Here is a 25856-nt window from a genome sequence, read left to right on the forward strand (position 1 = left end):
ACTTGATGCCTAAATGTAGGCGCTATTTTTACATCCTACAGCGTGCATAAAAGTATAAGTGAGGGGTCTCCTCACTTATACTTAATAGCTATTAATGTCTACTTAGCCATTTCTAAATCAGATTCTGCATCCGCCAGCATTGCAAATTCTTCGTCCGCGCTTTTAGCAACTAAGTGTTTTGAGCTATAGCCAAAGTAATAAGCTGCACCCACAATAAACAGCACCATAGTGTATAAAAATGCACGAGGGTCAAATGCATACACACCCGTTAATGCTATAAGCGAAAGCACTAAAGCAATACTTGAAGTAACTACACCACCAGGAGTTTTGTACGGGCGAGGTAAATCAGGTTGTTTAACGCGTAGCAAAATATGACTCAGCGCCATTAATGCATACGATACCGTTGCTCCCACTACAGCCATTGCGAGTATTAAGTCACCCTCGCCACTGAGTGATACTAAAAAACCAAATACTGCCGGTACAATTAACGCACGTGCTGGCACTTTGCGATTAGTAGTAATAGACAACGAACGCGGTAAATAACCGGCTCTAGATAAAGCAAACACTAAGCGACTATAACCATAAATTATAGAAAAGAATGAAGCGACTAACCCCGCAAGCCCTAATATATTTACAACGGTTGCTAAGCCCTCACTACCCGATGCGTTTAATGCATCAACCAAAGGCACTGCACTTGCGCCCATTGCAGCCGCACCGCCAGCACCTGGTACTAAAACTACCACTAAAAATGCAGTAAATAACAAAAAGATCATTGCACCAATTATGCCTTTAGGCACATCTTTAGCGGGATCTTTTGCTTCCTCTGCAGCAAGCGGTACACCTTCAACCGCTAAAAACAACCACATGGCAAACGGTAATGCAGCCCAAACCCCGTACCAACCTAAAGGTAAGAATTCACTGGCTCCCACTGCATCGGTTACGGGGACGTCAAATAAGCGTGATGCATCAAAATTTGTGATTAATACAAATGCGGTCGCAATAATAGCTAATACCGCTAAACCACTTATTACCATCATTACTTTAAGTGCTTCTCCTACGCCTGCTAAATGAATGCCCACAAATAGTAAGTAAAATAATGCATATACCCATGGGCCATTAAATCCGGTAAGGGCTTCAACTGCAGATCCTATAAAAATAACAATAGCAGCGGGCGCTAAGGCATATTCAATTAATACGGCAAGCCCGGTTAAATAGCCTCCCGCGGGCCCGATAGCTTGACGCGCAAAACTATAACCACCGCCTGCAGCAGGTATTGCAGCTGACATTTCAGCAAGCGATAATACTAGCGCTAAATACATAACTGCCATTAATACTGCTGCAATGGCAAAGCCACCCCAACCGGCTTCGGCAATACCAAAGTTCCAGCCTGCAAAGTCACCCGATATTACATACGACACCCCCAAACCTGCGAGTAATAACCATCCCGCAGTACCCCGTTTTAACTGTCTTTTAGCAAGGTACTCTGTATTATTAGTAGACATAACCCTTCTCCGTTGATGTTTAGTTTTTATTGTTTTATTTCACGTGTTTTTAATTAAAATTACTCAGCAATTAAAAAGTTAGTGGTTGGAACCTGATGCTCAATGACATCGTCTTGTGTGCGGTCTTTTAAATTAACCCCAGTTAGTTTTAGTTTTTTAGCTTCACGTAATAAGTACAGTGCACGCCTAGCCGCTTCAGCATAAGGCAGGCCTGCAGGGCGAATATTCGATATGCAATTACGACATGCATCGTTAAGTCCTGTTTTGGGCTCCCACGTTAAATACAAGCCAAGGCTATCTGGCGAACTAAGTCCTGGGCGCTCTCCTATTAACACCATAACCACCTGCGCATTTAGCAGCTCACCTATATCGTCGCCAATCGCTACTCGCCCTTGCTCAACCAAAGTAATGGGAGCAATTTTAAATTGCTTGTCTGTTGTGAGGTGCGTTAATAGCTCTGTTATAAATGGGTATGCATTTTTTTGTACCGCCAACGACGAGAGTCCATCAACCACGACAATCGCTAAATCGTATTTAGCCTGCGTAGTGTGTTTTTGTTTATTCATATAGCTGAGAAGTATTTGCCTACCATTGTCATTAAGCTTGCGGCCTAAATCGGGTCGCTGAAGGTAAGTAACCCTGTCAGTAGCTTGGCTGTGTAAATGAAGGGGAGGAGCAACCTCTTTTAGATCACTAATACTACCCAGTTGCTCAGTCATTTCGTTAATATCTAGCGGAAAGCTCACCGCATCGCGCGCTTGTGCATGAGATAGCTGAAAAGCCAGCATTTCTGAGGTTGGCAAACTTATACCGGCGCGGCCAAGACCAATACGCGCATCGGTAAAACGGCGTAAATCACTCCAAGGGTTGTGCACTACATTACCGTTATTTTTATGCTCGTTTACTGAGTTATCTAAAGGAGTGCTCTGTTTTGAACTTGATTTCATGAGCCACCTCCAGTAATTGCACCCAGAGGTTTGGCAAAAGCGGGAGGCAAAGTATCTGAAAGTGTGATATCGGAAGTGCTTTGCATAATTTTCATTTTGCTCAGCCATGCCTCAAACTCAGGGGCGGGTCTAGAGCCAAGAACACGACGAACATATAATGCATCATGAAACGACGTAGTTTGGTAATTAAGCATAATGTCGTCAGAGCCAGGTATTCCCATTACAAACGAGCAACCTGCAACGCCTAATAGCGTTAGCAAGTTATCCATATCGTTTTGATCGGCCTCTGCATGATTGGTGTAACACACGTCGCACCCCATCGGTATACCTAGTAACTTAGCGCAAAAATGATCCTCAAGTCCTGCCCGAGTAATTTCTTTACCATCAAACAAATATTCAGGGCCAATAAACCCCACCACGGTATTTACTAGTAACGGGTTAAACTTACGAGCAACGGCATAAGCGCGAGCTTCACACGTTTGCTGATCAAGCCCATGATGCGCATTTGCTGAAAGCGAACTGCCTTGCCCGGTTTCAAAATACATCACGTTATTGCCAACAGTACCGCGCTTTAAACTCAAGGCCGCATCTTGCGCTTCGGCTAAGGTATTTAAATTAAAGCCAAAACTTGAATTAGTAGCCTCTGTGCCGCCAATCGACTGAAACACTAAATCAACCGGTGCACCTGCTTCTATGCATTCAATCGTGTTAGTAACATGAGTGAGTACACAGCTTTGGGTTGGTATTTCATATTTTTGAATAACATCATCCATTAGCATCATTAATTTAATGGCTTGAGCAACATTATCGGTTGCAGGGTTGATACCTATTACTGCATCGCCATTACCGTATAGCAGACCATCGAGCATGCATGCAGCAATACCGTTAATATCATCAGTAGGGTGGTTTGGTTGTAAACGTGTAGATAAATGCCCAGGAAGGCCAATGGTATTTTTAAAAGCACTCGTAACATGGCACTTTTTAGCAATTAATATGAGATCTTGATTGCGCATTATTTTGCTAACAGCTGCAGCCATTTCGGGTGTAATACCCTGCCTTATACTTGCAAGCACAGCGGGTGTTGCAAAGTCGCTTAAAAGCCAATTACGAAAGTCACCTACGGTTAAATGTGCAATAGCCATAAAAGCATTCGCATCATGCTCGTCAATAATTAAACGTGTAATTTCGTCATCTTCATAGGGAATAAGTACCTCATTTAAAAATGTTTTAAGAGGTACATCGGCCAATGCCATTTGTGCTACAGCGCGCTCTTGCGCCGATTGTGCAATTATACCCGCTAAGCGATCACCCGAACGCTGCGGCGTTGCTTTAGCCATTAACTGGGCTAAGTTATCGAATTTATAAGTATGTGTACCTAAAGTGTAACTGTACGCTTGCCCCATGATTTACTCCACATAACTAACATGACAAACCTTGGTATAGGTTTTGCTTTATTTTAGCTATAAATCAATTTTGAATAGTTACAAGACAGCTTATTTTGTACCAAGTAACTATCGAATTTTGGCAAAAGATTATTTATTAATCCAATTCAATTGGTTGCATACGCAAAGCGGTGTTAACTTAAGCATAATAAAAGTGTAACGAAAAAGAGCATCCCCTATATGGCGCAGCAAAATAGGTACGGCGCACCACTTAAGAGCAAGGTGCAAACACATGACATAGACGAGCAAGCGCATAGCCTTACTCAATGGCAGCAAAAATACGATCAAATGAGCGACGGCAGCTTTTATGGTTTTATTGAAGAAACGGATTACGCCAATATTCACGTGTTTAAAGAATACACCGAGCGAGCGCTTCGTCAGCAATGTAACATAGCCCCTAATTCTGTTTGGCTTGGCATCCCTTATCAGTCGCAGCAAAGTAGAATTAATGGCCTAAATGTGGCAAGTAATCAATTTATGTGCCGTACAAGTGATAATGACTTTGAACTGATAACCCCTGAGCAATTTAATATTTATGGTTTGGTAATCGATTGGAACTCAATTGAATATATGGCGCAGCTACAAGGTGTAACATTGAAAAACCTGTCATCTGCGCAATCAGCTCGCTTATCGGTGAGCAACTCATCATTGCAAACGGCAAGGCAAATAATTAATAGCATGGTTGTAGGCAAGGGCTTTGGACTTAAAACCGAATCACAACAAGATATGCTAAACATGTTGGCACTACACTTATTACAAGCGGATAATCCACAGCAAAATATTGCGCCAAGTTATACACGTCGAAAAGCCGTGGTAGATAAAGTAAAAGAGTATGTGACCACAAATCCACAAAAAACAATAACCATAACCGAGCTGTGCGAGCTTGCCTTTGTAAGTAGGCGCACACTTCAATATAGCTTTGAGAGTATTTTAGGAATTAACCCTTTGCGGTTTTTACGTTTAACACGTTTAAATAATGTAAGGCGGGAACTGAAAAAATTAAACCAAGATAAACCAATTTCAGTAATAGCAGCTAATTGGGGATTTTGGCACGCGGGACAATTTGCTAAAGATTACACGCAACTTTTTGGTGAAAACCCATCACAAACAGTTAAAAGTAATAGTTTTAAAGGTTAGAAACTACACTTCTAACGTGAGCACGTTTCTTCTACAGACCATACTCTAACTTGAGTTAAACACCTGTGGACGCGCAGCTTGCTGGCGTTTAAAATCACCGCTTTTACATTTAGTCGGGTGCATTAGTAAGCAAGTAATTAAATCACCACCGAGAAGTGAAGGAGAAAACAAGGAGCAGTGACTAACCATTACTCGTGTTTTCTCTGTGTAGCGCACAGCGCCTCGGTGAGCTCGGTGGTGAAATATCATATAACTTAAACAAATGGACTTTGTCTTCTCATTTACTCCTCTTTTTCTTCTCTTTGTGCATTCATATTTTTAAGGGCAGTTATTCACAAAGAGGTTTAGAGGCGCTTCGCTTTTAGAGGACAGCTTGGAGTTAAAATAATAAAGAACTAAAAGTGAAAGCGAGGTATAAAACCTCACCTACAACAACACCGAACCCGTAGGTGCTAATTTATTTCGCGCTCATGTAACGTGGCTTTAATGCTTTAATGCTTTAATGCTTTAAAAGTAAAAGCGAGGTATAAAACCTCGCTTACTATATTCAAAAGCCCTATTTGATCGGTGCTATTTAAGCCGCGATTAAATAGGACTCTTGTCCTGAATGTTTGTTGCTGCGTTTAAACGAACCTTTGCCTTTTTTAGCTTTAACCACTTGTGGCTTAAATAATTTAGAGGTGACCATCGCCGCCAGCGCATTATGATTAATAACGCCTCGTCCTGTATCTACCGCGCTGTTGCTTGCGGTTTTTGCTTTAGATTTTTTAGTCATATATTTCCTATCAACTAATGGTTATTTTAAATTAAATTATAAAGAGGCTTTTATATTAGCCTATTTAATAGATGGCGATTGTAGGCTTAATTTTCAACCGCGCAAGTATTTTTAACATTCTTTTGGTTGTATTTTAATAATAAAAAAGCATAAAAAAAGCGCAGTTAATAACCGCGCTTAATGTGGTTTAATTTGCTTTAAAAATTAAAAGCTAAAGCTTACTTTTGCGTAATACGTTCTGCCGTCAAAGCCGTATGGCAATGCGCGTACAGGGTATTTAAATGCACCATTGGTGATAAAGTTAAGTACTTCGTCGTCACCTAGCTCGTCTGGCGTTTCGTCAAACACGTTATCGGCACCCACCGAAAGCGCAAACATGTCGTTAATTTGGTAACTAACATTTAAATCAACTAACACAGCAGATTCAACCGTACTTGTTGGTTTAAACGAACCAGTAGGCGAAAGCTCACCTGGTAATGAAATATGATCGTTACCAAAGTATTTTACGTCTGTTTCGCCAAAGTAGTTAAAGCGAATAGTTGATGTGTATGCATCGCGCTCGTAATCAAAGGTAAGCGTTGCACGCTCACTTGGTTGTCCGTCTGTAAAAAAGCTACGTTGTAGGTCGTCAAATGCAACTGCTTCAGGAATACCGTCTTCTGCATTCACGCCGTCAATTTTAGTATCGTTTAGGTTACCCGCAAAGGTTACACCAAAATTACCGCCTTCAACGTCTGTACGGTACGATGCAATAATATCAACGCCCTGCGTAGTAGAATCAACCGAGTTTGAAAAGTAGTTAGCTTGTACTGCACCCGTTGCTTGTAGCGCTGCAACTGCTTCACTGCTAAACGATACATCGTCAGCGCTAAGTAAGCTGCCAAGTGTAATACGGTCTTTAATTTCTACGCGATAAAAATCAACCGTTAACGAAAGCTCACTTGTTACATCGTAAACAAAACCAGCACTGTAGTTTGTTGATGTTTCAAGCTTTAGGCTATCTACACCTAACGCACTTGGAAAAGCTGTACCTGTGTTTGCCGTAAACGACTGCGTTAGTGTACCGTCTGAGCCTAAGTTAGTTGTAAAGGCTGTATAACCACTTTGTTGAAGCGATGGCGCTCTAAAACCAGTAGATACCGCACCACGTACTGCAAAGTCATCTGAAAATTCATAGCGTGTTGCTAATTTACCAATTAAATCGTCGCCAGCATCTGAGAAATCTTCATAACGTAGCGCACCACTTACGTTCCATGCGTCTGTGATCATAGTTTCTACATCTACATAAACTGCGTAGCTGTTACGATCGCTGTCGTTAGTTGCCTCTGGGCGCAGGCCGTTATAAGCCTGAAAACCACACTCAGCAAATTGATCCGGGTCGTTTACTGATGGGTAAGAGGTATCTGTATTTGCTAACCCACACGCGTATGACGCTTCATCGCCTGCAACTATTTCGTAGTTTTCTTTACGGTACTCGGCGCCCACAGTTACATATAAAGGCTCACTGCGGCCAATATCTACAATACCGTTTACATCAAGGTTAACGGTTGTTTGATCAAACCTAAAACCACCTGAGTAACCGCCACTAGGGCCTGAGTTTGCAGCAATGTCGGCATCACTTGCACTCGGGTTATTAAATAAATACTCAGCAGCATAAGAGGCGTTAATTGTATTACGTGATGTAAAATCGTATTGGTTTTCGCCATAAACAGCCGATACATCGTAATTCCAATCTGGGTTAATATCGCCTTTAAAACCAACCGCTACAGAAATATCTTGTGCTTCGTTATATATGCGCGGTAAAAAACCATCGCTGTATACTTGTGTTACGTTTTTAGAGGCTTCGTTAAAGTTACGGTAAAAACCATTACCTAGGGCCGTACGCTCTGAGTAGCCACCAAACGAGTAAAGCTCGCCGTCGCCCAATGGTAAGGCCATATTATAAAATAATGACGTAAACTCACTTTCTGAATTACCTTGGCTCCAGCGCACATCGTCACTTAGCGTGCCAGGCTCAACATCAAGCGAGCCACCCGTATCTCGCTCTGCGCGGTTTGTGCCATCAGCATCTCGGTATTCAAGTGATAAATTAATAAAGCCGCCTTCGTTACCTATATCAAAACCACGATTTAAACCTGCTGAAATTGTATCGCCGTCACCTTCGCTAGTGCCACCATATTGCACAAAGCCAGTAGTAATACCTGTTGAGTTATTAAGAGATAAGTTAATTACGCCTGCAATAGCGTCAGAGCCATACTGAGCCGCTGCGCCATCGCGTAATACTTCAACGCCTTTAAGTGCGGTTAGTGGAATAGCATTCATATCGGTACCCGCAGCACCCGCGCCTACCGTACCGTTAAGGCCAAAAATTGATTGGTTATGACGACGTTTACCATTTACTAATACAAGGGTTTGATCTGGCTGTAAGCCGCGAAGTGTTGCGGGTCTAAATAAGTCAGAACCGTCAGATACTTGTGTACGCGAAAAGTTAAATGAAGGCGCTGTCGCTTGCAGGCTTTGGCCTAATTCGGTAAAACCACCTTTAGTTAAATCATCAGCGTCAATTAAATCAATAGGAGAAGAAGACTCAGTAGAGGTACGGTTAGATACACGCGATCCTAATACAGAAATTTGCTCAATGTTTTTAGCAGCTTGCACGGGTGCTTCTTCTGCGTTAACAATGCTTGGTGCGCTAAACGCGAAAGCAACGGCTACAGCAAGTGTGTTTAAACGGTATGTTGGCATAGTGACGACCCTGTTTTTTTGTGTTCTTATAATATGTGTGTGGTTATGATACTCACAACCTGTTGCAAACATCCTAGCAACATATGCAAACAAAAAGAAATGAAAAAAACTAAATTTTTGGTCTAAGTATGCAAATAAATTTCAAGATGAGAAAAAACCACATCAAATAGATTAAAATACACGCTAAAAGAGCATTAAACTTCAAAAGCTAGTCGGTTAACTTTTTATTTACAATGTGGTTTTGCTCGTTTGTTTATACTTTTAGAGGTAATAGGCAGCGGATGGTCGTACCTGTCCCTAATGTGCTGTTAACTTCTATTTTTCCACCATGATCGTTCACCATAGCGTATACAAGTGTCATACCCATGCCGGTACCTTTTCCGACTTCTTTTGTCGTGTAAAAAGGGTCAAACATATGTGCTATTGTGTCTTCACTCATTCCACAGCCATTATCTTTTACCTCAATACATATATTTGTGCCTTGTTCAAAAATACTCACCTCAATAATGCAGCCTTTTTCTAAATCAAGCTCGCATGCTTGCCAAGCGTTCATTAATAAATTTACAAAAATCTGATTAATAGATGATAAATTGCACCAAATAAGTGGTAGTGGTTCAAAGCGTGTTTTTATTTCGCATAACTTAAGTTTGTTACTCAATAATCTTAAAGCGTTATTAGCGCCAGTCGTTATATCGGTGAGTTGTTTATCTTGCGAAGAGGTGGGGTGAGCAAAGTTTAATAAGTCATGCACAATTTGTTTTATTCGTTTGAGTCCTTCAACGCTGTCGTTAACTTGTCCCTGTAAGTTGTTATAAAGCCACGCATACGGATACTGTAAATTGAGTATGTCGATTTCGTGTTTAAAACGGCTCTCTTTAATTTCGTTATTTAAGTATTGCTCGTTAAGTTTTAGCAGCGTGATGAGCAAAGGGGTAGAGTTTTGTAAGCTTTCTATATTACTCATAGCATAGGCAAGCGGGGTATTTATTTCGTGGGCTACGCCTGCACAAAGCGTTCCTAAGGTCGCCATTTTTTCAGTTTGCACAAACAGCATTTGTTGATGTTCTAAATCGGCTACTTTTTTTTGTAATTCATTATTTATGGCAACTAAAACGGTGCTTTTATCTTTAAGTAATTGCTCTGCGGCCAAGCGCAGCTTTTGTTCGTTTAAAAAGGCACGTTCAAAATTACCATCTGATCCATTCATTCCTTTCATCCATATAGATAACTTTATACTTAATGTTTAGTTGGTTACACGCAAATTTGCAACTTTAGTGTTAGCAATTATCTACTTATGGGTAATAACTACATTACTTAGATTCAGCTATAAATAAAGGCAGGACAAACTCACCATAGAATATTTTTTTAAGCTATTATTTAGCCAGAAGTAATTTAAGGGCGGCGCAATGACTCAAGCAACACCAAACACACCGATGAATCAGGTTGATGTACTTTGCATTGATGATGATGAAATAGTACTACGCACGTTAACCCGTTTACTTGAAGTAAATGGCCTGTCGGTTATTGTTTGCGATAATCCGCAAAACGCATTAACACTTTTTAAAAATCATGAGTTTGGTTTAATTATTAGCGACATGCGTATGCCAGTAATGAACGGTGCCGAGTTTTTAGAAAAAGCGCGCGCGCTGGCACCCGACACCCAACGTATTTTGTTAACCGGTTACGCCGATATACAAACAACTCTAGCGGCTGTTAACCAAGGTCAAATAAATGGCTATATTCAAAAGCCTTGGCAAAACGACTTATTACTTCGAAGCATTAAAGATAGCCTTGAAAAATTTGCGCTAAAAAAACAAAACCAAAAGTTAGAAGCACAAGTTAAGGCGCAAAACCTAGAGCTGCTAGAGCTAAACAACACGTTAGAGCAGCGAGTAGATAAACGTACTTTACAAATAAAACAAGTTTTAAAAAAGCTTGAAGACGCCAACGAGCGTGAAAAACAAGAGCACAAATCAACTGTAGAATTACTATATAATTTTATTAACGCAAACCCCTACCTTGACGGCAATAAAGCACAAAACATTGCAAATACCTGCACACAAATAGCGCTTTATTTAAACCTGTCGCAAAAAAGCATTGATCTTGCTCCAATGGCTGGCTATTTAGCGCAAATAGGTTTGCTTGCTATGGACCCTGAGCTTTATAAAAAACCGCTAAACAGGTTAAATGAGCAACAACGTAAGACCTTTTATACTCACCCAAGTACTGCACAATTAATGCTAATGCCAGCAATACATTTACACGATTTATCAGATGCTATTTATTATCAGTTTGAACGTTTTAACGGTAATGGAATGCCCAAAGGTCTTGCCGGAAACGACATACCAATAGGAGCTATGGTATTGGGGTTAGCGCGCGATTACTGGGATGCATTTGAGCAGAGCAATGCAAGCGATGAAAAGCAGCGCCACGATGACGCACTTGAAGGTGTAAAGCTTTACAGTGGTTCGTTTTATCACCCCAAAATTGTACGTGCGCTTGAAGCAAGCCATGCAAAACTACACGAACAAAAAAGTTCAGCAGGATCAGTGCTAATTTGTAATGCCCATGAACTAAAAGATCAAATGACACTTGGCCATGCTCTGCACAGCCATGCAGGTATAATGTTGCTGCCAAAAGGCCACGTATTTAGCCGCAAATCGATAGAAAAACTCCAACAGTTAGAATCTAAAAAGCCAACCCCGTTTAGAATAATGGTTAAAACTGCTAAATGATTGATCTAAACGGCAGTTTTTTTCGTTACAATGTGCATAAAATACATAATTGAATTTGCTTGAAGGAGCTCTCTGTGTCGCGATTTTCTGCGGTTACTGACAATCCCCATGATGGGCGTTTTAACCAAAAAACGGGAATACTGCTTACTAACCTAGGTAGCCCCGATGCACCAACAGCGGCTGCGCTTCGTACATATTTACGTGAGTTTTTATCAGATCCACGCATTGTAGAAATACCACGCCTAGTATGGATGATAATATTACATGGCATTATTTTGCGTGTGCGCCCTAAGCGTTCGGCTAAATTATACGAAAGTATATGGACCGAAAATGGTTCACCGCTTACTCACATCACTCGCCAACAAAGCGTAAAGCTAAATGCCTTATTAAAAGAGCAAGGGTATACAAATACTGAAGTGGTAATGGCTATGCGTTATGGCAATCCTTCAATAGAGGCTGGCCTTGAAGAGCTACGAGATAAAGGCTTAACGCGTATTATTATACTGCCAATGTATCCGCAATATTCTAGCCCAACTACAGGCTCAACCTTTGATGCCGTATCGAGCGTACTGCGTAAATGGCGCTGGGTGCCAGAGCTGCATTTTGTTAATGGCTATCACAAAAACACCCGTTACATTGAATCCCTTGCTAATAGTATTAGTGAGGATTTAGAAGCGAATGGTATGCCACAAAAAATTGTTTTTTCGTATCACGGTATGCCTAAATTGTTTTTAGAGCGAGGCGACCCGTACCATTGCTTATGTTTACAAACCACACGCTTAGTTGTCGAAAAACTAGGCCTTGATAAAGACAAAGTAATAAGTACTTTTCAAAGTCGATTTGGTAAAGCCGAGTGGTTAAAGCCCTACACCGACGCAACTCTTGCAGCCTTACCTGATGAAGGTATTACCGATGTAGCTATTATCAGCCCTGCTTTTAGCGCCGACTGCCTAGAAACTCTTGAAGAGCTGGAAGGCGAAAACCGTGAAATATTCGAAAACGCAGGCGGCGATAAATACCGTTACATAGCGGCACTAAACGACAGAGACGACCATATAGAAGCCGTGTTTGATGTTATAAAACCTATGTTGTAACCAGGTTTACTAAAGCACATAGCTAAATATATTTCGCATTAAGCGGTGTTAAAATTAACACCGCTTTTTGTTTTTAGGGCTTTTAAAATATTTAGTTAATTAATTCACAAAGAGGTTAAGAGGCGCTGCGCTTTTAGAGTAGTGATAAAACATAAAAATACTGTTTTTTGTTTTCGGCTTTTCTCATTTACTCCTCATTTACTCCTCTTTTACTTCTCATTGTGCAAATAAAAGCTTTTAAAGGGCTAATTATCCACAAAGAGGTTAAGAGGCGCTGCGCTTTTAGAGTAAGTGATACATATTGGCCGATCTGGTTTTTCTCAGTTATTACTGATTACCTTATCTTTGTGAAAGAAATTACTTATACTTTTAATAATAATTAAAGTGTACTTTTGAGGGGAGACAATACCTAAGCAACAGCAATTCAATGCTATCGTTTAAAATATAAATCAATCGCTTTGGTGAGAAGCTCGTCGAGCTGTTCTTCAAATTCTTCAATATTAATATCAAAGTGTTTTAAATAAGCCCGAGCCTGAGCAAGTGATAAATTACGGCTGTTAACGCTATATTGTCTCTCGTCTATGGTTTTATCGTAACGAGGTAAAAATACAAATTGGCCATAAAATGGTGACTTAATATGCTTATTTGCAAAACGACAAAAATCTTCAACATGCTCAGCCCCCTTAGGGCCGAGGCAACCGGGCTCAATGCGATACATTAAGCGGATTTTTTTGTCGTCATTTATTTGCATTGAAAACCTTTATCTAAAAAACAGTACGCGTACTATTTTCCCATCTTTAATTTGGTAGCTCGAAATAAGTTCTGAGCGTTTATCAATCACGTTTTCGTCAGTTGAACAGGTTTCTGATAGTTCGTGATCAATCACTATATCACCGTGCACTATGCGCTTAATGGGTGATGAGTGAATACACTTTAACTTTTTAAACATTAGTCCATAACGTTCTATTAGTTTTTCTTTACCTTTAAATAATAGCTCATTAGGGAAAATATAAAACTCAACATCTTCGGCATATACACGAAGAAATTCTTCAATGTTACGTGCGTTATAGGCTTTAACTAACTGCTCTACTACCGCAAGTGATTCGCGCGATTGCTTAGCTTTAGTTTGCTGCTTAACTGTTAGCGCTTCTTTTGCTTGCGTAACTGCTTTTTCAGCTTCGGCTACTGCCACTGCTTTTTCTATTTTATTTTTAGGCTTTTCAGTGGGTTTAATCTGCTCGTTACCCAATACTTTTGAATCGTCTGGTTTAGTCGCATCAATTGTTGGCTTTTTAAGCTCAGGTGCTTTGTATTCAAGCGTATTTACTTTGTCGTCAGCTTTAGCCTGAGTTGTTGATTGCTCATCTTCAACCTTCGGTTTTTCAACGTTTGCTTGAGCTTCAACTTGCTGCTCTTTTTGCTCAGGCTCGCTTTGTTCTGCGGCGTAAGTAATAAGCGCAACGGTAGTAATTAACGAGGCAAAAATAATAGATAACGGTTTCATAACTTTCCTAAAATAAACACTAAATACGTGTAATACCAATTGCATTAAATAAGTAACCTATTATAGCGTTAAGAAAATAGCACTATAACAAGGCAAAAATTATGACATATAGTTGTTCTATATGAATAATTTTTAACGCAGTTAGTGAGTTATTTAATGCGATAGAATGATCATATTTTTGATGAAATTGGTATAAGGGTGCAACATAGCAAATTTTAACGTTATCGGGTAGTTAATACCACCACTGTAGCTTACCAGTACTGCTCTACTGTAATGTTACCGGGTGCTTTGCGGCGGTTACGCGTAAAGTTTTTATCGATAAGTAGCGCGGTTGTGTCTTTTACCATTTGTGGGTTTCCGCAAATCATAAATTGCGCGTTACTAGGCTCTGGGTTTAATTTTACATGTTCAAACAAGCGGTTGCTCTCAATAGCGCTAGTAATTCGCCCACTTAAGCCTTGTAATGGCTCTTCTCTACTTACAACAGGAATATAGTTAAGTTGTGCTGGGTACACTCGTAATAGCTCGTTAATAAGTGCCTGATAGCTCAAATCGTTATTAAAACGTACGCCATGTACTAAGTTTATGCTTTTGTATTTTTTCCACACATCAGGCTGTTGTAATATCGATAAAAAAGGCCCTATGGCAGTGCCAGTACCTAACATCCAAAGCTGATCGCTTTGTGGTATTTCATCAAGGGTAAAAAAGCCAGTTGCGCGTTGCTCTATAAGTACGGTTTCGCCTGGCTGTAATTTAGCTAAACAGGGCGATAATAAACCATCAATAACGTTAATAAGGTAAAACTCGAGGTCGGGGTTTTCAGGGGCATTCACATATGAGTAAGCCCGAGCAATGCGCTTGTCGCCATCCATTATAGAAAGCTTTGTAAATTGCCCTGCTTTAAACGGTTCTACATTAGCATTAACGGTTAAGCTAAAGAGCGTTTCGCTCCACCATGTTACGCTTTTTACTGTTGCTTCAACCCAATTAGACATAGTTACCTCTTGGTTTAGCCATTAAAGTTTTAAATAACTCACTCCATAAATATTAGCATTAAGTGACAAAGACTTACAGGAGAATATGACTAGATTTAAAGCAGTGATGTATGCAGTATTTACCAATAAAATAATGTGAATAATTAGCTCTGCGAAAAAAGCCATTAACTGCATAAGGAAAAGTGAAGTAGCAGTAATCCAGAAGAACCAAACCAAAAAACGAGTATTTTGTCACTCACTTTAAAAGCGCTGCGTCTCTCAACCTCTAGTGAATTATTTACTTAAAAAACTATTGCACTAGGAGAAGTGAAAGAGGAGTAAATGAGAAGAACCAAGCCAGTAAACGAGTATTTTGTCACTGACTCTAAAAGCGTAGCGTCTCTTAACCTCTTAGTGAGTTATTTATTTAAGCCATTATTAATTAATTTTATAGTTAAACTCAAATTTTACACATAAAAAAACGGCGCTAAATTTAGCACCGTTTTTATAAGCAATTAGAAAAAAGTTTACGCTTTTTTCTCTTCACAACTTGCTAGGTATTCGTCAAACGTACCTTGGAAGTCGATTACTTTTTTATCTTTAATATCAATGATACGCGTAGCTAATGACGATACAAACTCACGGTCATGGCTTACAAAAATAAGCGTACCTTCAAAGTCTTTAAGCGCATTGTTAAGCGCTTCAATAGCTTCCATATCCATGTGGTTAGTTGGTTCGTCCATTACAAGCACGTTAACGTCTTGCATCATTAATTTACCAAATAACAGGCGATTTTTTTCACCACCAGAACAGTTACGCGCTTTTTTGTTTGAATCGTCTGCTGTAAACAACAAACGGCCTAACATGCCACGAACCATTAAATCGTTATGCTTAGCTGTACGCCATTGCGACATCCAATCAAACAACGTTAAATCGTTATCAAAATCTTTTGTGCTGTCTTGCGGGCAGTAACCAAAGGTCGCATTTTCAGACCATTTAATTTCGCCTTCATTACTTTTAAGTTCGTCTACTAAACAGCGTAAAAATGTTGTTTTACCCACACCATTTTCGCCAATTACAGCAAGCTTAGCGCCAGCTTCTAGTAGTAAGTCGCCACCAGTAAATAATGTTTCGCCATCAAAACCATGGCCAAGCTTATTAACTTCAAGCGCTTGACGATACATTTTTTTACCTTCGTCAAAGCTAAGTGATGGGCTCATACGGCTTGAAGATTTAACTTCATCAAGCTTAATTTTATCCATTTTTTTAGCGCGCGAACTTGCTTGTTTAGCTTTAGAAGCGTTAGCACCAAAACGGTTAACAAAGTCTTGTAGCTCGTCAATTTCAGCGCTCTTTTTAGCGTTTTCAGCTAAAAGTTGCTCGCGTTGTAAGCCCGCAGCTTCTAAAAACTTCTCATAGTTACCAGGGTAAATACGTAATTCGCCGTAATCAATATCGGCCATATGCGTACATACCGAGTTTAAAAAGTGACGGTCATGCGAAATAATAATCATCGTACATTTACGTTTGTTAAGCTCGTTAGCAAGCCACGTAATTGTATGAATGTCCAAGTTATTGGTAGGCTCATCCAGTAGCAAAATATCAGGATTTGCAAATAACGCTTGTGCTAAAAGTACGCGTAGTTTCCAACCTGGAGCAACGTTTGCCATTAAGCCGTAATGAAATTCTTTATCGATACCCGCTTCAAGCAAAATTTCTTCAGCGCGGCTTTCTGCCGTGTAACCGTCCATTTCAGCAAATACGCTTTCAAGATCGGCTACTTTCATGCCGTCGTCTTCGCTCATTTCTGGTAATGAGTAAATACGTTCGCGCTCTTGCTTTACTTTCCAAAGCTCCACGTCGCCCATAATTACCGCGTCTACAACGCTGTATTGCTCAAAAGCAAACTGGTCTTGGCTTAGGTTACCTACTTTTAACCCTGGAGTAATAGATACATTACCCGCACTTGGAACAAGCGCACCGCTTAAAATTTTCATGAAAGTCGACTTGCCGCAGCCGTTAGCGCCAATTAAACCGTAACGGTTACCGTTACCAAATTTAGCTGAAATGTTTTCAAACAACGGCTCTGCGCCAAACTGCATCGTAATATTTGCGGTGGAGATCAAAAAGGGTAATCCTAGATTAGTACTGACAGGAGTACGCTGCAGCAAAACGCCACAAACAAGAACCAGACAATAGGGTAAATTAGCTGGCGAATTATACAGATCAGCCACAACGAATGAAAGCTAAAAGGTAGCTAATTTATAACCAAGCGAAAATAACGGCAATTCTCAATTTTAAGTCACTATTTTTAGCATAAGTGGCGTTAGATTTACCTATAACGGGAATATAAATAACCACTACCGCTAATAACATTAAATAAGTGTTGTAGCCAAATAACCACGTTATTGCCCATGCTTTAATGCACAGGCTGATAAATTAACTTTATAGCGGCCGCATTTTTGATAATTAGTTGATTAACCGTCGCTACGTCATCAAGAGTTAGCGACTCTTTACTTAGCATAAAATGTACGTTGTTAACGTTAATCGGTGTAATAGACTTTACCTGCGTAATTGAGGGGTGTTTTTTTACAAAGTACTGCGCAACAGCAGAGTCTTCAATAACATAGTCAATTCGTTTTTTATCTAACATACTAAATCGATTATTTGCTTGAGCAGTAAGCACCACCTGTGTTGGATACTTAGTTTTTAACTGTTCAAGCTCGTTACCAAAAAAGCTCCCCCGGTTAATACCAGCTGTAAACTTTTTACTAAAAAGCTCAGGTAAGCTTGTTACATCAGGCGAATCTTTATGTTTATAAAGCCGCATAACCTCGTCGCGGTAAGGCAAACTAAAATGCGCATATTGAGCGCGTTGTTCTGTATAACTTGCCGCGTAGGTTATATCTACTCGGCCATTTTTAAGCTCAGCTTGAACACGTGAAAAACTCGGGAAATAAGTCCATTTAATACAAAATTTTGAATCTTTAAAAATAGCGTCTGCAGCATCCACTTCTGCGCCTAAAAATGTATCACCTTGTTTAACAAGATAAGGCGGCCAATTGGTTTCGTTAGTGCCCATCACCAATGTTTTTGTACATGCTAAGGCATTAAATTGAGTAAATAACAGTGTAGTAAACGCTAAAAATAAAGTTTTCATTACACTCCTTAAATTAGTGTTCAAACAACACTTTAAGTGCTGTTTTATTTTTGTTTATATATTCATTAATTACCGCAAGCTCAGTAACCGACACCGTATTTTTGCTAAACATTAAGTAAATGTCGTCCTTGTTTACATACTCAATACTGGTTACTAATTTTATGTTAGTGCTTTTTTCACCAAAGTGAGCACCTACTAACTCGTCTTCAATAGCAAAATCAATACGTTGTTTATTAAGCATTTCAAAGCGCTTACTAGTTGCACTAGTGTATTCAATTTGTTTTTTATATTTAGTTTTATATTGCTCAAACTCTTCGCCGTAGTAGCTCCCAAAGTTAGCGCCCACGGTAAGGCCTTGTTTAAAAATATCTTCGAGGTTTTTAACGTTATGCTGATTGTTTGTATTTTCGTACAAACGCATAACTTCAGTTCGGTAGGTATCACTAAAGTGCACATATTTAGCGCGTTTATCGGTATAACTTGCAGCCCATCCTAAATCAATACGGCCGTATTTAAGTTCAATAAAAGCCCGCTTAGAATTTGGTAGTAACTTAACTTCAAAACAAAAAGGGGAGTCAGCAAATATAATGTTGAGCGCATCAACCTCCGAGCCTTGCAGTTTACCGTTAATTCCCATTACATAAGGTGGCCAAAAAGCATCGTGCGATGCCACGCTAAAGGTTCTCTCACAAGCAAATACATTAAACGGAGCCGTAAACAGCAAACATAAAAATACGGTAATTAATTTATTCATTGCGCCTCATAGTTATTATTTTTGCTTATTATTACAACAGTATAAACCAGCTTTTACATTTTAGCGGCGCGGGATTGTTTAAATATGTAAATAGTTGGTTAAAACTCATTTAAGGATAAAACAACCAAACTAGCGTTGTTGGTAACTTTATCTATGGGTACACTAACAATAAATTTATACATAGCAGAGCACATTATGTCGCCAACTAAAATTCGCAACAATGTTATAAAGCTCAGTGAATTAAGCACTAAACAACCAAACTACTATTTTATACAAGGTTATTTAATGGGGTTAGGTGCATTACCTCAACTGCTTCCCCCGAGTGAGTGGCAACCTGATTTATTTGGAGATATTAACCTTCAAAAAGAGAGCGAGCTAAAATACCTCGAAAGCTTAATGGCTCTGTATAACCAAAGCATGGATAAAGTAATTCAAAACGAATTAAAAATGCCAGCAAAATGCAGCCTATCCAAGCAAGACTATAGGGATTCACTAAAGCCGAACATGCCCCTACCAAGTTACTGTAAAGGGGTTTTACAGGCGCTTAAAAATATAGATAAACGTATGCTTGATGCAGGGCAAAAACAGTCTCTTAATAACCTAAGCAGCGTTTTAAAAGCATTTTCTAGTGAAAAAGCCGCCGCAAAAGAGTTTGGTGAATTTGCCCAATACAACGCCCAAGAATACAAACGTAATTATGTGTATTTTATGGCCGACGCTATTTTTGAACTTCGATTTAGTAACGATCTAACTTTAAGTGATGACGATGAAGCCGAATTTAACAGCACCTTTTTAGACGAAGAATCAAATGAATTAGATGAATTTGATGAACTACTTGAGCTAGTACTTGCCAATACAGAGCTAAAAGCACTTGAGCCAATACAAATGTTGCTAGACATAATGGAAAGTGGGCTCATAACAAAGCAATTTATTAAAGACAACACTGGGCACTTTTGGGGCTTGCACGAAACCCGACCTTATATGATGCTTCGCGCGCATCGAGCAAAAATACACGCACTGCATGGTTATACCCAAAAAGCACAGTCAGAACTAGAAGACTTATTAAAGCTAAACCCAAACGACAATCAAGCAAACCGCTTTTTATTAATGAACTGCCTAATCATTGAAAAACAATGGGACAAGTTAGATGCTCTATTGGCCGACTTTGATTTTCAAGAACTACACGCAACCGCTAGTCGGGCGCTCAGTGCTTTTGTAATGCATGGTGATTCAAAACCCGCTAACGAATACAAAAAAATGCTCCAGCAGCAAAATAAACACTTTACCAAAATTCTTACAGGCCAAGAAAAACTAAAAGAACAACAGCCACCATATTTCAGCCCAGGCAGTAAAGAAGAGGTAGGTGTTTACCTTGATTCGTTAGGTAAACAAGCGTGGATTTCGGTTCCCGCGAGTCTTTTTTGGCTAAGAAAAAAGTAACAAAAAACGTTTAGCGTGATTTATATCGCGCTAAACATAACGCAGATTCAATTTTGAAGTGCATAACCGCTTTTTGAGTTTTTTATTCAATAGTAGAAATCACGCTTGTTAAGCGTGCAGCATCAGTGTCGCTTGTGTTCGTAAAGCGCCATACTTGAAATAATAAATTTCAAACCCGTCAATAAACACATAACATTCAGAAGTCATCGTTAATAACCTGCGCTTTATTAGTTTTACGTTGCCGTGCATTGTAGCCACCTACATCGGCGGCTAATTCATTAATTTCATCAAGGAGAGATCCTTGTAATTGCAGCACGACTAAAGCTTCAAATAAAATATCACTTTTAACTGTCTCGCCTTGCTCAAGTTTTTGCACAGTAGAGCGCGACACTCCAATCATTTTTGCAAAGGTGCTTTGCGTGTAATGCAAAGTGCGGTGCTGGCGTATTAAATCCCCTAATCGCTGCGCCATTTTTAAAGCTTGTTTTGATCTCATTAATGAGTACCTACTCGGTCATTAAGGTGTTAATGATTACTTTAGCGGTATTTGGCTTGTTTGCAAATAAAAGTGATGATTTAAAAGTTATTGGTAATTTGTTTGTTGGTGTTTTAAATTTTATACCGCGTGTGTCACTCAGCATCAGTGCTTAATAACAACGGCGTATTAATTTAAAAATTTCTACTTATTAAGCCTATATTTAATGCGCTTGTTCCTGTAGATTAAACAAATAATGAATGCAGCATTAACAGTGTCTTAGCTGTTAAACGATTAGCCAAGGAGCGGTGAGTCTCGTGTCAAACACCACACTTACTTATTACAACCAAAATGCCAAAGCTTTTAGCGACTCAACACTTAACGTTGATATGTCGGCGCTTTATGCTGAGTTTTTACCGCACGTTGCACAACACGGTAGTATTTTAGATGCCGGTTGTGGCAGTGCGCGCGATGCCGCATTTTTTAAAGCGCAGGGTTTTACTGTAAGTGCGTTTGATGCAAGCCCTGAGCTGGCAGAGTTGGCAAGCAGTTACTTACAACAGCCTGTAGCGGTTAAAACATTCCAAGAGCTAAATAGTGTAAATAAATATGACGGTATTTGGTGCTGTGCTAGTTTATTGCACGTTCCAAAAGCTGAATTACCGCAGGTGTTTTTAAACCTACAAAATGCGCTTAAACCGAATGGTGTTTTGTATGTATCGTTTAAATATGGCGATACAGAGCGTGTGCATAATGGTCGTGAATTTACCGATTTAAACGAAAATGCTTTAACGCATTTACTTAGCCATACGCAGTTAAAAGCCATTAAACAATGGCAAAGTGTTGACAAGCGACCAGAGCGCGAAAGTGAAGTGTGGCTAAATGCGCTTATTAAAGTAGTGCACGTTTTATGATTGGAGCAATGCAGCAACAGCTCGACTTCATAGCATACATACAGCGCATGCTGGTTGAGGGCGAATTCACCGCAACTTATAAATATGCACTATTACATGCTATTGCTGATATTTGCGTAGAACAGCAAAATGAAGATCAGAGTGCTCCAATGGAAATAAAAATCAACACGTTAGTCGATAAATTTATTCAACTTTATTGGAACCACTCAATGCCTTACGCTGCGCACTCTACCGATATTATTACTAATACTGAAGATATGCTGTTAAAGCAAAATAGCCAAGGACAGGCAAAGTTCATCACCGAAATTTTTAAACTACAAAATGCAGGTGTGAAAAGTTACAACGCATTCAAAAACTACCAACAATATAGCCAAGTAATTAGTTCTCTTAGGCGAACATTTATCGATGGCCCTCTTTGGCGGTTACAGTTACTTTCGGGTAAAGAAGAATGTTTTTTATATCCCCATATACTTTTAGGTGAAGGCAGAGAGCCCAAGCGAATTATTTTAAATACTGGTATAGCTCAGTGTTTTAGGCGTTTTTACGATTTGGTTGTGCATCTTAGTGTTACTGAATGGATAGAAAAAGTACAAACTATAAAAGCGAATCAAACATTATTAGGATCGCAAAGCCAGCTACAAGAGTTCTTGTTTGGCAGTAATAGAGCTGCGTTAAAAGTGGTAACTCCACTATTGATAGATATTCAAAATGGGCTTTGCTTTTACTGCCAAAAGCCAATGAATCTAAAAAACGAAAAAGAAACTAAAAAAACGCCAGAGATCGATCACTTTATTCCTTTTAAGCGCTACCCAAACGACTTAGCACATAACTTTGTTGCTGCGCATGCTGATTGTAATAACAATAAGAGAGACCACCTCGCAGCTTTTGCTCACCGCGACCGCTGGCTAGAACAAAACCTCGATACGCATAAAGCCGAAATCGCCAATAAACTCCAACCTTACTTTTATTGTGATTCAGATAAGTCACTTGCAGTCAGTAATTGGGCATATCAGGTTGCGCAGGTTAACAGTGCAAAGTTGTGGGTAAAGAAAGGTTATTTTGAAGAGGCGGCTGGTTTTAAATATCAGCAACCAAGTACAGGGCTGGATTTAGTAGCGGAAGAAAAGCCAAGGTATGACGTGTAATTCAGAGTCTGTAGTTTGTGCTGTAGGCATGAGTTTATCTCGCGCTTTAACTTGTAGGCGCAGAGCTTGCTCGCGCGAAAAGCGAAGCTTTTAAATTTCGGTGTAATTAATGTGTAGGTGCGATTTTATATCGTGCTCATAAATTGGTGTTTTGATGTGGGTTTAGAGGATTCAAAACCTCTATTCGAGGTTATATCGCGTTGACGATGGCAACCAAAGGGCGGCTGCCGCCGACCGCCCTTTGGAATCCCACGGCGCACCCGAGGATCACACTTTACCTTCAACTTACGTGAATGATGTGAACGTAACCAGCGTAGATAGGCCATCCATGGCCAAGCTACGCTTTGTACAGCATCCATGCTGTAAATTACTCATCATTAACTCAGTTTCAGGTGTGATCACGGGGAATTGGCGTGTGTTGGTAGATTGGTGTTAATAAGTGCAGGCGGGAGTTTATCTCGCGCTTTTGGGTTGTAGGCGCAAAGCTTGCTCGCGCGAAAAGCGAAGCTTTTAAACTTCGGTGTAATTAATGTGTAGGTGCGATTTTACATCGCGCTCATAAGTTGCTGTTTTGTTGTGGGTTTAAAGGATTAAAAAACCTCTATTCGAGGTTATATCGCGTTGGCGATGGCAACCAAAGGGCGGCTGCCGCCGACCGTCCTTTGGAATCCCACGGTGTTCCTAAGACCACACTCATTCTTCAAACTAAAAATTAATGTTAATAGTCATACTTAATAAGGAGTTTGTGTATGCTAAATATAAAATATACCAGTGAAGATTCGAGTGTTGACTTACCATCATGGTGGTCATTTTTGAATGAAATTGGTCAATGGGGATATGAAAATAAAGGATGCTATGTTTGCGTTATAGCTCCTGACGAGATTTATTCTTCTTTAGCATTGTTATCATCTCTTATCCAACTGGAGAAAACGCCTGATATATCAATTTTAAAACACCTTGAAGTACAACCATTTTGTTACTTCAAGCAAGGGGATAAATGGTTTAAATCTAAATTTATCCATCAAGGCAATGATGGCTTTAATACATTTGAGATTCATTCAAATGGACGACAAATTATTAAAAGTACCGATTTGGCTTCAAGAGTACGTTGTGTGAAAAGAGAAATAATCGATATGCATTCGCAGCCATGGGTAACAAATATTCGCAGAGGGCACAAAGTTGAATATATGCAAACGGTATCAAGTAAGATTCTAATTTATGGGAATAAAGTTAAGTTATACGATGCAATTAATCAATGTCGATTTAGCGTTACGATTAAAGAAAAAGAGTACCCTTTCTCTATGGGGAACTTATTAGGTGTAGTTGGCAGTAAAAACGAGAGTGTAGGTAATGAAAATGTCTTTATTCATAGTCATATAAATCCAAAAAAAGAAGATTCTGACTTAGAAATATGGGCTGGTTTTATACCAAAAATATTACCAGAAGAAAGCCGTTCAGTAATTATAACATTGAGAGCAAACGACCCAGATCTAGAAGAGAAAATAGATGAATTCTTAAGTATAAGAAGACAGCTATTGGGACGGAAATGGAAAAGTTTAATCAAAAATGAAATCATCCAGTGTGACAAACTAAAAGGAATTATCATAAAAAAACCAAATAATATTGGAATTACTGCTTACAAGTATATAAAGGAATAAATATGTTAGTTCCATTTTCAATATGGGGGACAGATGAACTCGCAAAGATAGCTGTTTTCGGTGGTTCCTCCGGATTGCATAAAAATCTAGAATATTTGTATATTAAAATTAGAAATAATATTGAGGGTGAAAATAGTGAGGCTGTTAGTAACTTTCTAAGAAACGCGTATAGAGCGCTGACTTGTTCGTACACGATGCCTACTAATGATATCTCTAAATTTTATGATAGCTTTGTGTTAAATACAGCATGTTCAACACTAAAGGAAAATTTCCCTAGTATTAAAGTTGAATTAGAAAAATTTACTTATCTTATTAATAGTATGGAAAGTAAACCTAGCTTTGCATTAATGATGTTAGAAAAGCTAACTTTAGAAAATGATCAGTTCACAAATGAAAAAACGGCTTTACTAGTACCAAAGTCAAATATCGACCAAATAAATAATGAACTCAATGACGCAGGCTTTGCTGATTATTTTCAGCTATTAGAGAAAAAAAGTTATTTCGATACTGGCTTTAATGGGGAATTAATTTTTTTAGGTCCGGTTAATTGGTTTAAACAATATCTAAAATTACCTTGCTGTAAAAACATAAGTGTTATTCAGCCTATTTGGTATCAAAATAAATTACAGCTGCCTAATTTATTTGAAGAAAGCGAAAATCATATTGTAGGGATAGATCTTTCGATTTCGGAAGTCGAATTTACGACTGTTTTTTTAAATGAAGATTTACCGACTGACTTTTTTTACGAAGTTGATCAGAGGTTACTTACCCAAGAGCCAGAGTTAAATTCCCCCTATACAAATTTTAAAAGTCAAAAAGATAATAGACTGTTACATTATATTTTAGAGTTATCTACTGGTTTTTTTAATTTAGATAATACTAAAAATCAATATTTTATATCCAATTCAGAGGCTCATGAGTTAAACCTTAGTAGTATCGATAAAGTTAGAGATAATGATTATGTAATTCAACTAATAGCAACAGGGGAACTTGATAAATTTATCACTTCTGAAAAAATTAGTTGGGAAGAAGAAATGGAAGAGTGGAAAGCCCCACTTAGAGCCTATTCTCAATTTAATATATTGGAGAGGAAGCTTAAAAGTCTAGGGGCGGATTCTGAAGCTATTGAATGCAATATAAAAACATGGATGAAACCCGCGAAAAGCACACTTAATGCACCACGCTCTGATTCGAATTTAAAAGCTGTATTAACTCTAGCTGGTATAGATATTGTATTTCATGATTATTATATTGATCTAGTTTCAGAGATAAGAGTGTGTAATAGACTTCAAGGCCGTGTGAACAGCCGAACTAGAAAAAGTTATGTGCTAAATACAATTACAAAATGGTTTAATGAAAATACGATAACTAATGAAACAACTGAAATCGAAGCAGAGTTTGGCCTACTTAAAATTGATAAAGTAAAAGTAGTTCATATTGAACCCTATTAAATGG

At 39.1% G+C, this 25856-nt stretch carries 22 protein-coding genes; 9 read left to right on the top strand and 13 right to left on the bottom strand.

The annotated features are described in order from the left end of the window. Positions 1–98 precede the first annotated feature (98 nt). From eat to I6E80_RS07955, 3 genes are read right to left on the bottom strand one after another with little or no spacing between them, the layout of a single operon-like run. Entirely contained in the window at positions 99–1502 is a 1404-nt protein-coding gene (eat, locus tag I6E80_RS07945; RefSeq protein ID WP_170071551.1) for an ethanolamine permease, read from the bottom strand. A gap of 59 nt (positions 1503–1561) precedes the next feature. Further along, entirely contained in the window at positions 1562–2449 is an 888-nt protein-coding gene (gene eutC, locus I6E80_RS07950; RefSeq protein WP_197185280.1) for an ethanolamine ammonia-lyase subunit EutC, read from the bottom strand. Then, positions 2446–3852 (bottom strand): ethanolamine ammonia-lyase subunit EutB, encoded by a 1407-nt coding sequence (locus I6E80_RS07955; protein WP_197185281.1) that lies wholly within the window; start codon positions 3850–3852, stop codon positions 2446–2448. Before I6E80_RS07955 ends, eutC begins: the two co-directional genes overlap by 4 nt. A gap of 219 nt (positions 3853–4071) precedes the next feature. Between I6E80_RS07955 and I6E80_RS07960 the strand changes: the two genes are divergently transcribed. Beyond that, entirely contained in the window at positions 4072–5028 is a 957-nt protein-coding gene (locus tag I6E80_RS07960) for a helix-turn-helix domain-containing protein (protein ID WP_197185282.1), read from the top strand. A gap of 574 nt (positions 5029–5602) precedes the next feature. On the opposite strand, the gene arfA is transcribed toward I6E80_RS07960, so the two are convergent. The 3 genes from arfA to I6E80_RS07975 form a co-directional block, all read right to left on the bottom strand. Then, on the bottom strand, positions 5603–5803 hold the full coding sequence (gene arfA / locus I6E80_RS07965) for a ribosome alternative rescue factor ArfA (RefSeq protein WP_165722939.1): 201 nt from the start codon (positions 5801–5803) through the stop codon (positions 5603–5605). Between the two features lie 204 nt (positions 5804–6007). Then, complete coding sequence (locus tag I6E80_RS07970; RefSeq protein ID WP_197185283.1) at positions 6008–8548, bottom strand: TonB-dependent siderophore receptor; 2541 nt, start codon at positions 8546–8548, stop codon at positions 6008–6010. 253 nt (positions 8549–8801) lie between these two features. Then, on the bottom strand, positions 8802–9755 hold the full coding sequence (locus tag I6E80_RS07975) for a sensor histidine kinase (RefSeq protein ID WP_024599415.1): 954 nt from the start codon (positions 9753–9755) through the stop codon (positions 8802–8804). A gap of 199 nt (positions 9756–9954) precedes the next feature. Between I6E80_RS07975 and I6E80_RS07980 the strand changes: the two genes are divergently transcribed. Then, positions 9955–11283: an HD domain-containing phosphohydrolase gene (locus I6E80_RS07980; RefSeq protein ID WP_197185284.1), complete on the top strand. Its 1329-nt coding sequence runs from the start codon at positions 9955–9957 to the stop codon at positions 11281–11283. Positions 11284–11357: 74 nt separating this feature from the next. Next, entirely contained in the window at positions 11358–12377 is a 1020-nt protein-coding gene (gene hemH / locus I6E80_RS07985) for a ferrochelatase (protein ID WP_197185285.1), read from the top strand. A gap of 430 nt (positions 12378–12807) precedes the next feature. On the opposite strand, the gene I6E80_RS07990 is transcribed toward hemH, so the two are convergent. The 6 genes from I6E80_RS07990 to I6E80_RS08015 form a co-directional block, all read right to left on the bottom strand. Beyond that, positions 12808–13128, bottom strand: coding sequence for a hypothetical protein (locus tag I6E80_RS07990; protein WP_076924937.1), 321 nt, complete (start codon positions 13126–13128; stop codon positions 12808–12810). 9 nt (positions 13129–13137) lie between these two features. Beyond that, on the bottom strand, positions 13138–13881 hold the full coding sequence (locus tag I6E80_RS07995; RefSeq protein ID WP_197185286.1) for a nuclear transport factor 2 family protein: 744 nt from the start codon (positions 13879–13881) through the stop codon (positions 13138–13140). A 251-nt stretch (positions 13882–14132) separates the two neighbouring features. After that, positions 14133–14876, bottom strand: a complete 744-nt coding sequence (locus tag I6E80_RS08000; RefSeq protein WP_024599410.1) for a ferredoxin--NADP reductase — start codon at positions 14874–14876, stop codon at positions 14133–14135. Between the two features lie 506 nt (positions 14877–15382). Then, a complete protein-coding gene (locus I6E80_RS08005; RefSeq protein WP_076915768.1) occupies positions 15383–16981 on the bottom strand; it encodes an ABC-F family ATPase in 1599 nt (532 codons plus the stop codon). A gap of 293 nt (positions 16982–17274) precedes the next feature. Further along, positions 17275–18015, bottom strand: a complete 741-nt coding sequence (locus tag I6E80_RS08010; protein ID WP_197111779.1) for an ABC transporter substrate-binding protein — start codon at positions 18013–18015, stop codon at positions 17275–17277. Between the two features lie 13 nt (positions 18016–18028). After that, positions 18029–18769, bottom strand: a complete 741-nt coding sequence (locus tag I6E80_RS08015) for an ABC transporter substrate-binding protein (RefSeq protein ID WP_076924942.1) — start codon at positions 18767–18769, stop codon at positions 18029–18031. 153 nt (positions 18770–18922) lie between these two features. Between I6E80_RS08015 and I6E80_RS08020 the strand changes: the two genes are divergently transcribed. Next, positions 18923–20209 (top strand): UPF0149 family protein, encoded by a 1287-nt coding sequence (locus I6E80_RS08020; protein ID WP_231616747.1) that lies wholly within the window; start codon positions 18923–18925, stop codon positions 20207–20209. 196 nt (positions 20210–20405) lie between these two features. Here the strand turns inward: I6E80_RS08020 and I6E80_RS08025 are convergent, their stop codons facing one another. Next, on the bottom strand, positions 20406–20705 hold the full coding sequence (locus I6E80_RS08025; RefSeq protein ID WP_197185287.1) for a helix-turn-helix transcriptional regulator: 300 nt from the start codon (positions 20703–20705) through the stop codon (positions 20406–20408). Between the two features lie 32 nt (positions 20706–20737). Between I6E80_RS08025 and I6E80_RS20550 the strand changes: the two genes are divergently transcribed. The 5 genes from I6E80_RS20550 to I6E80_RS08045 all read left to right on the top strand — a co-directional run bounded on the left by I6E80_RS20550 (position 20738) and on the right by I6E80_RS08045 (position 25852). Continuing rightward, entirely contained in the window at positions 20738–20860 is a 123-nt protein-coding gene (locus tag I6E80_RS20550; protein WP_269435579.1) for a hypothetical protein, read from the top strand. Positions 20861–21001: 141 nt separating this feature from the next. Then, a complete protein-coding gene (locus I6E80_RS08030; RefSeq protein WP_197185288.1) occupies positions 21002–21598 on the top strand; it encodes a bifunctional 2-polyprenyl-6-hydroxyphenol methylase/3-demethylubiquinol 3-O-methyltransferase UbiG in 597 nt (198 codons plus the stop codon). Next, positions 21595–22743, top strand: coding sequence for an HNH endonuclease (locus I6E80_RS08035; RefSeq protein ID WP_197185289.1), 1149 nt, complete (start codon positions 21595–21597; stop codon positions 22741–22743). The genes I6E80_RS08030 and I6E80_RS08035 overlap by 4 nt, the downstream gene beginning before the upstream one ends. Positions 22744–23492: 749 nt before the next feature. Continuing rightward, a complete protein-coding gene (locus tag I6E80_RS08040; protein WP_197185290.1) occupies positions 23493–24401 on the top strand; it encodes a hypothetical protein in 909 nt (302 codons plus the stop codon). A gap of 2 nt (positions 24402–24403) precedes the next feature. Further along, positions 24404–25852, top strand: coding sequence for a hypothetical protein (locus I6E80_RS08045; protein ID WP_197185291.1), 1449 nt, complete (start codon positions 24404–24406; stop codon positions 25850–25852). Positions 25853–25856 lie beyond the last annotated feature (4 nt).

It is taken from the genome of Pseudoalteromonas sp. NSLLW218 (assembly GCF_015864775.1).
Classification (GTDB): domain Bacteria; phylum Pseudomonadota; class Gammaproteobacteria; order Enterobacterales; family Alteromonadaceae; genus Pseudoalteromonas.

Bases quoted from the DNA above. Each gene is read 5' to 3' on its own strand.
- eat (WP_170071551.1), bottom strand. From the start codon at position 1,502: ATGTCTACTAATAATACAGAGTACCTTGCTAAAAGACAGTTAAAACGG.
- eutC (WP_197185280.1), bottom strand. From the start codon at position 2,449: ATGAAATCAAGTTCAAAACAGAGCACTCCTTTAGATAACTCAGTAAAC.
- I6E80_RS07955 (WP_197185281.1), bottom strand. From the start codon at position 3,852: ATGGGGCAAGCGTACAGTTACACTTTAGGTACACATACTTATAAATTC.
- I6E80_RS07960 (WP_197185282.1), top strand. From the start codon at position 4,072: ATGGCGCAGCAAAATAGGTACGGCGCACCACTTAAGAGCAAGGTGCAA.
- arfA (WP_165722939.1), bottom strand. From the start codon at position 5,803: ATGACTAAAAAATCTAAAGCAAAAACCGCAAGCAACAGCGCGGTAGAT.
- I6E80_RS07970 (WP_197185283.1), bottom strand. From the start codon at position 8,548: ATGCCAACATACCGTTTAAACACACTTGCTGTAGCCGTTGCTTTCGCG.
- I6E80_RS07975 (WP_024599415.1), bottom strand. From the start codon at position 9,755: ATGAATGGATCAGATGGTAATTTTGAACGTGCCTTTTTAAACGAACAA.
- I6E80_RS07980 (WP_197185284.1), top strand. From the start codon at position 9,955: ATGACTCAAGCAACACCAAACACACCGATGAATCAGGTTGATGTACTT.
- I6E80_RS07990 (WP_076924937.1), bottom strand. From the start codon at position 13,128: ATGCAAATAAATGACGACAAAAAAATCCGCTTAATGTATCGCATTGAG.
- I6E80_RS07995 (WP_197185286.1), bottom strand. From the start codon at position 13,881: ATGAAACCGTTATCTATTATTTTTGCCTCGTTAATTACTACCGTTGCG.
- I6E80_RS08000 (WP_024599410.1), bottom strand. From the start codon at position 14,876: ATGTCTAATTGGGTTGAAGCAACAGTAAAAAGCGTAACATGGTGGAGC.
- I6E80_RS08010 (WP_197111779.1), bottom strand. From the start codon at position 18,015: ATGAAAACTTTATTTTTAGCGTTTACTACACTGTTATTTACTCAATTT.
- I6E80_RS08015 (WP_076924942.1), bottom strand. From the start codon at position 18,769: ATGAATAAATTAATTACCGTATTTTTATGTTTGCTGTTTACGGCTCCG.
- I6E80_RS08020 (WP_231616747.1), top strand. From the start codon at position 18,923: ATGGGTACACTAACAATAAATTTATACATAGCAGAGCACATTATGTCG.
- I6E80_RS08025 (WP_197185287.1), bottom strand. From the start codon at position 20,705: ATGAGATCAAAACAAGCTTTAAAAATGGCGCAGCGATTAGGGGATTTA.
- I6E80_RS20550 (WP_269435579.1), top strand. From the start codon at position 20,738: ATGATTACTTTAGCGGTATTTGGCTTGTTTGCAAATAAAAGTGATGAT.
- I6E80_RS08035 (WP_197185289.1), top strand. From the start codon at position 21,595: ATGATTGGAGCAATGCAGCAACAGCTCGACTTCATAGCATACATACAG.
- I6E80_RS08040 (WP_197185290.1), top strand. From the start codon at position 23,493: ATGCTAAATATAAAATATACCAGTGAAGATTCGAGTGTTGACTTACCA.
- I6E80_RS08045 (WP_197185291.1), top strand. From the start codon at position 24,404: ATGTTAGTTCCATTTTCAATATGGGGGACAGATGAACTCGCAAAGATA.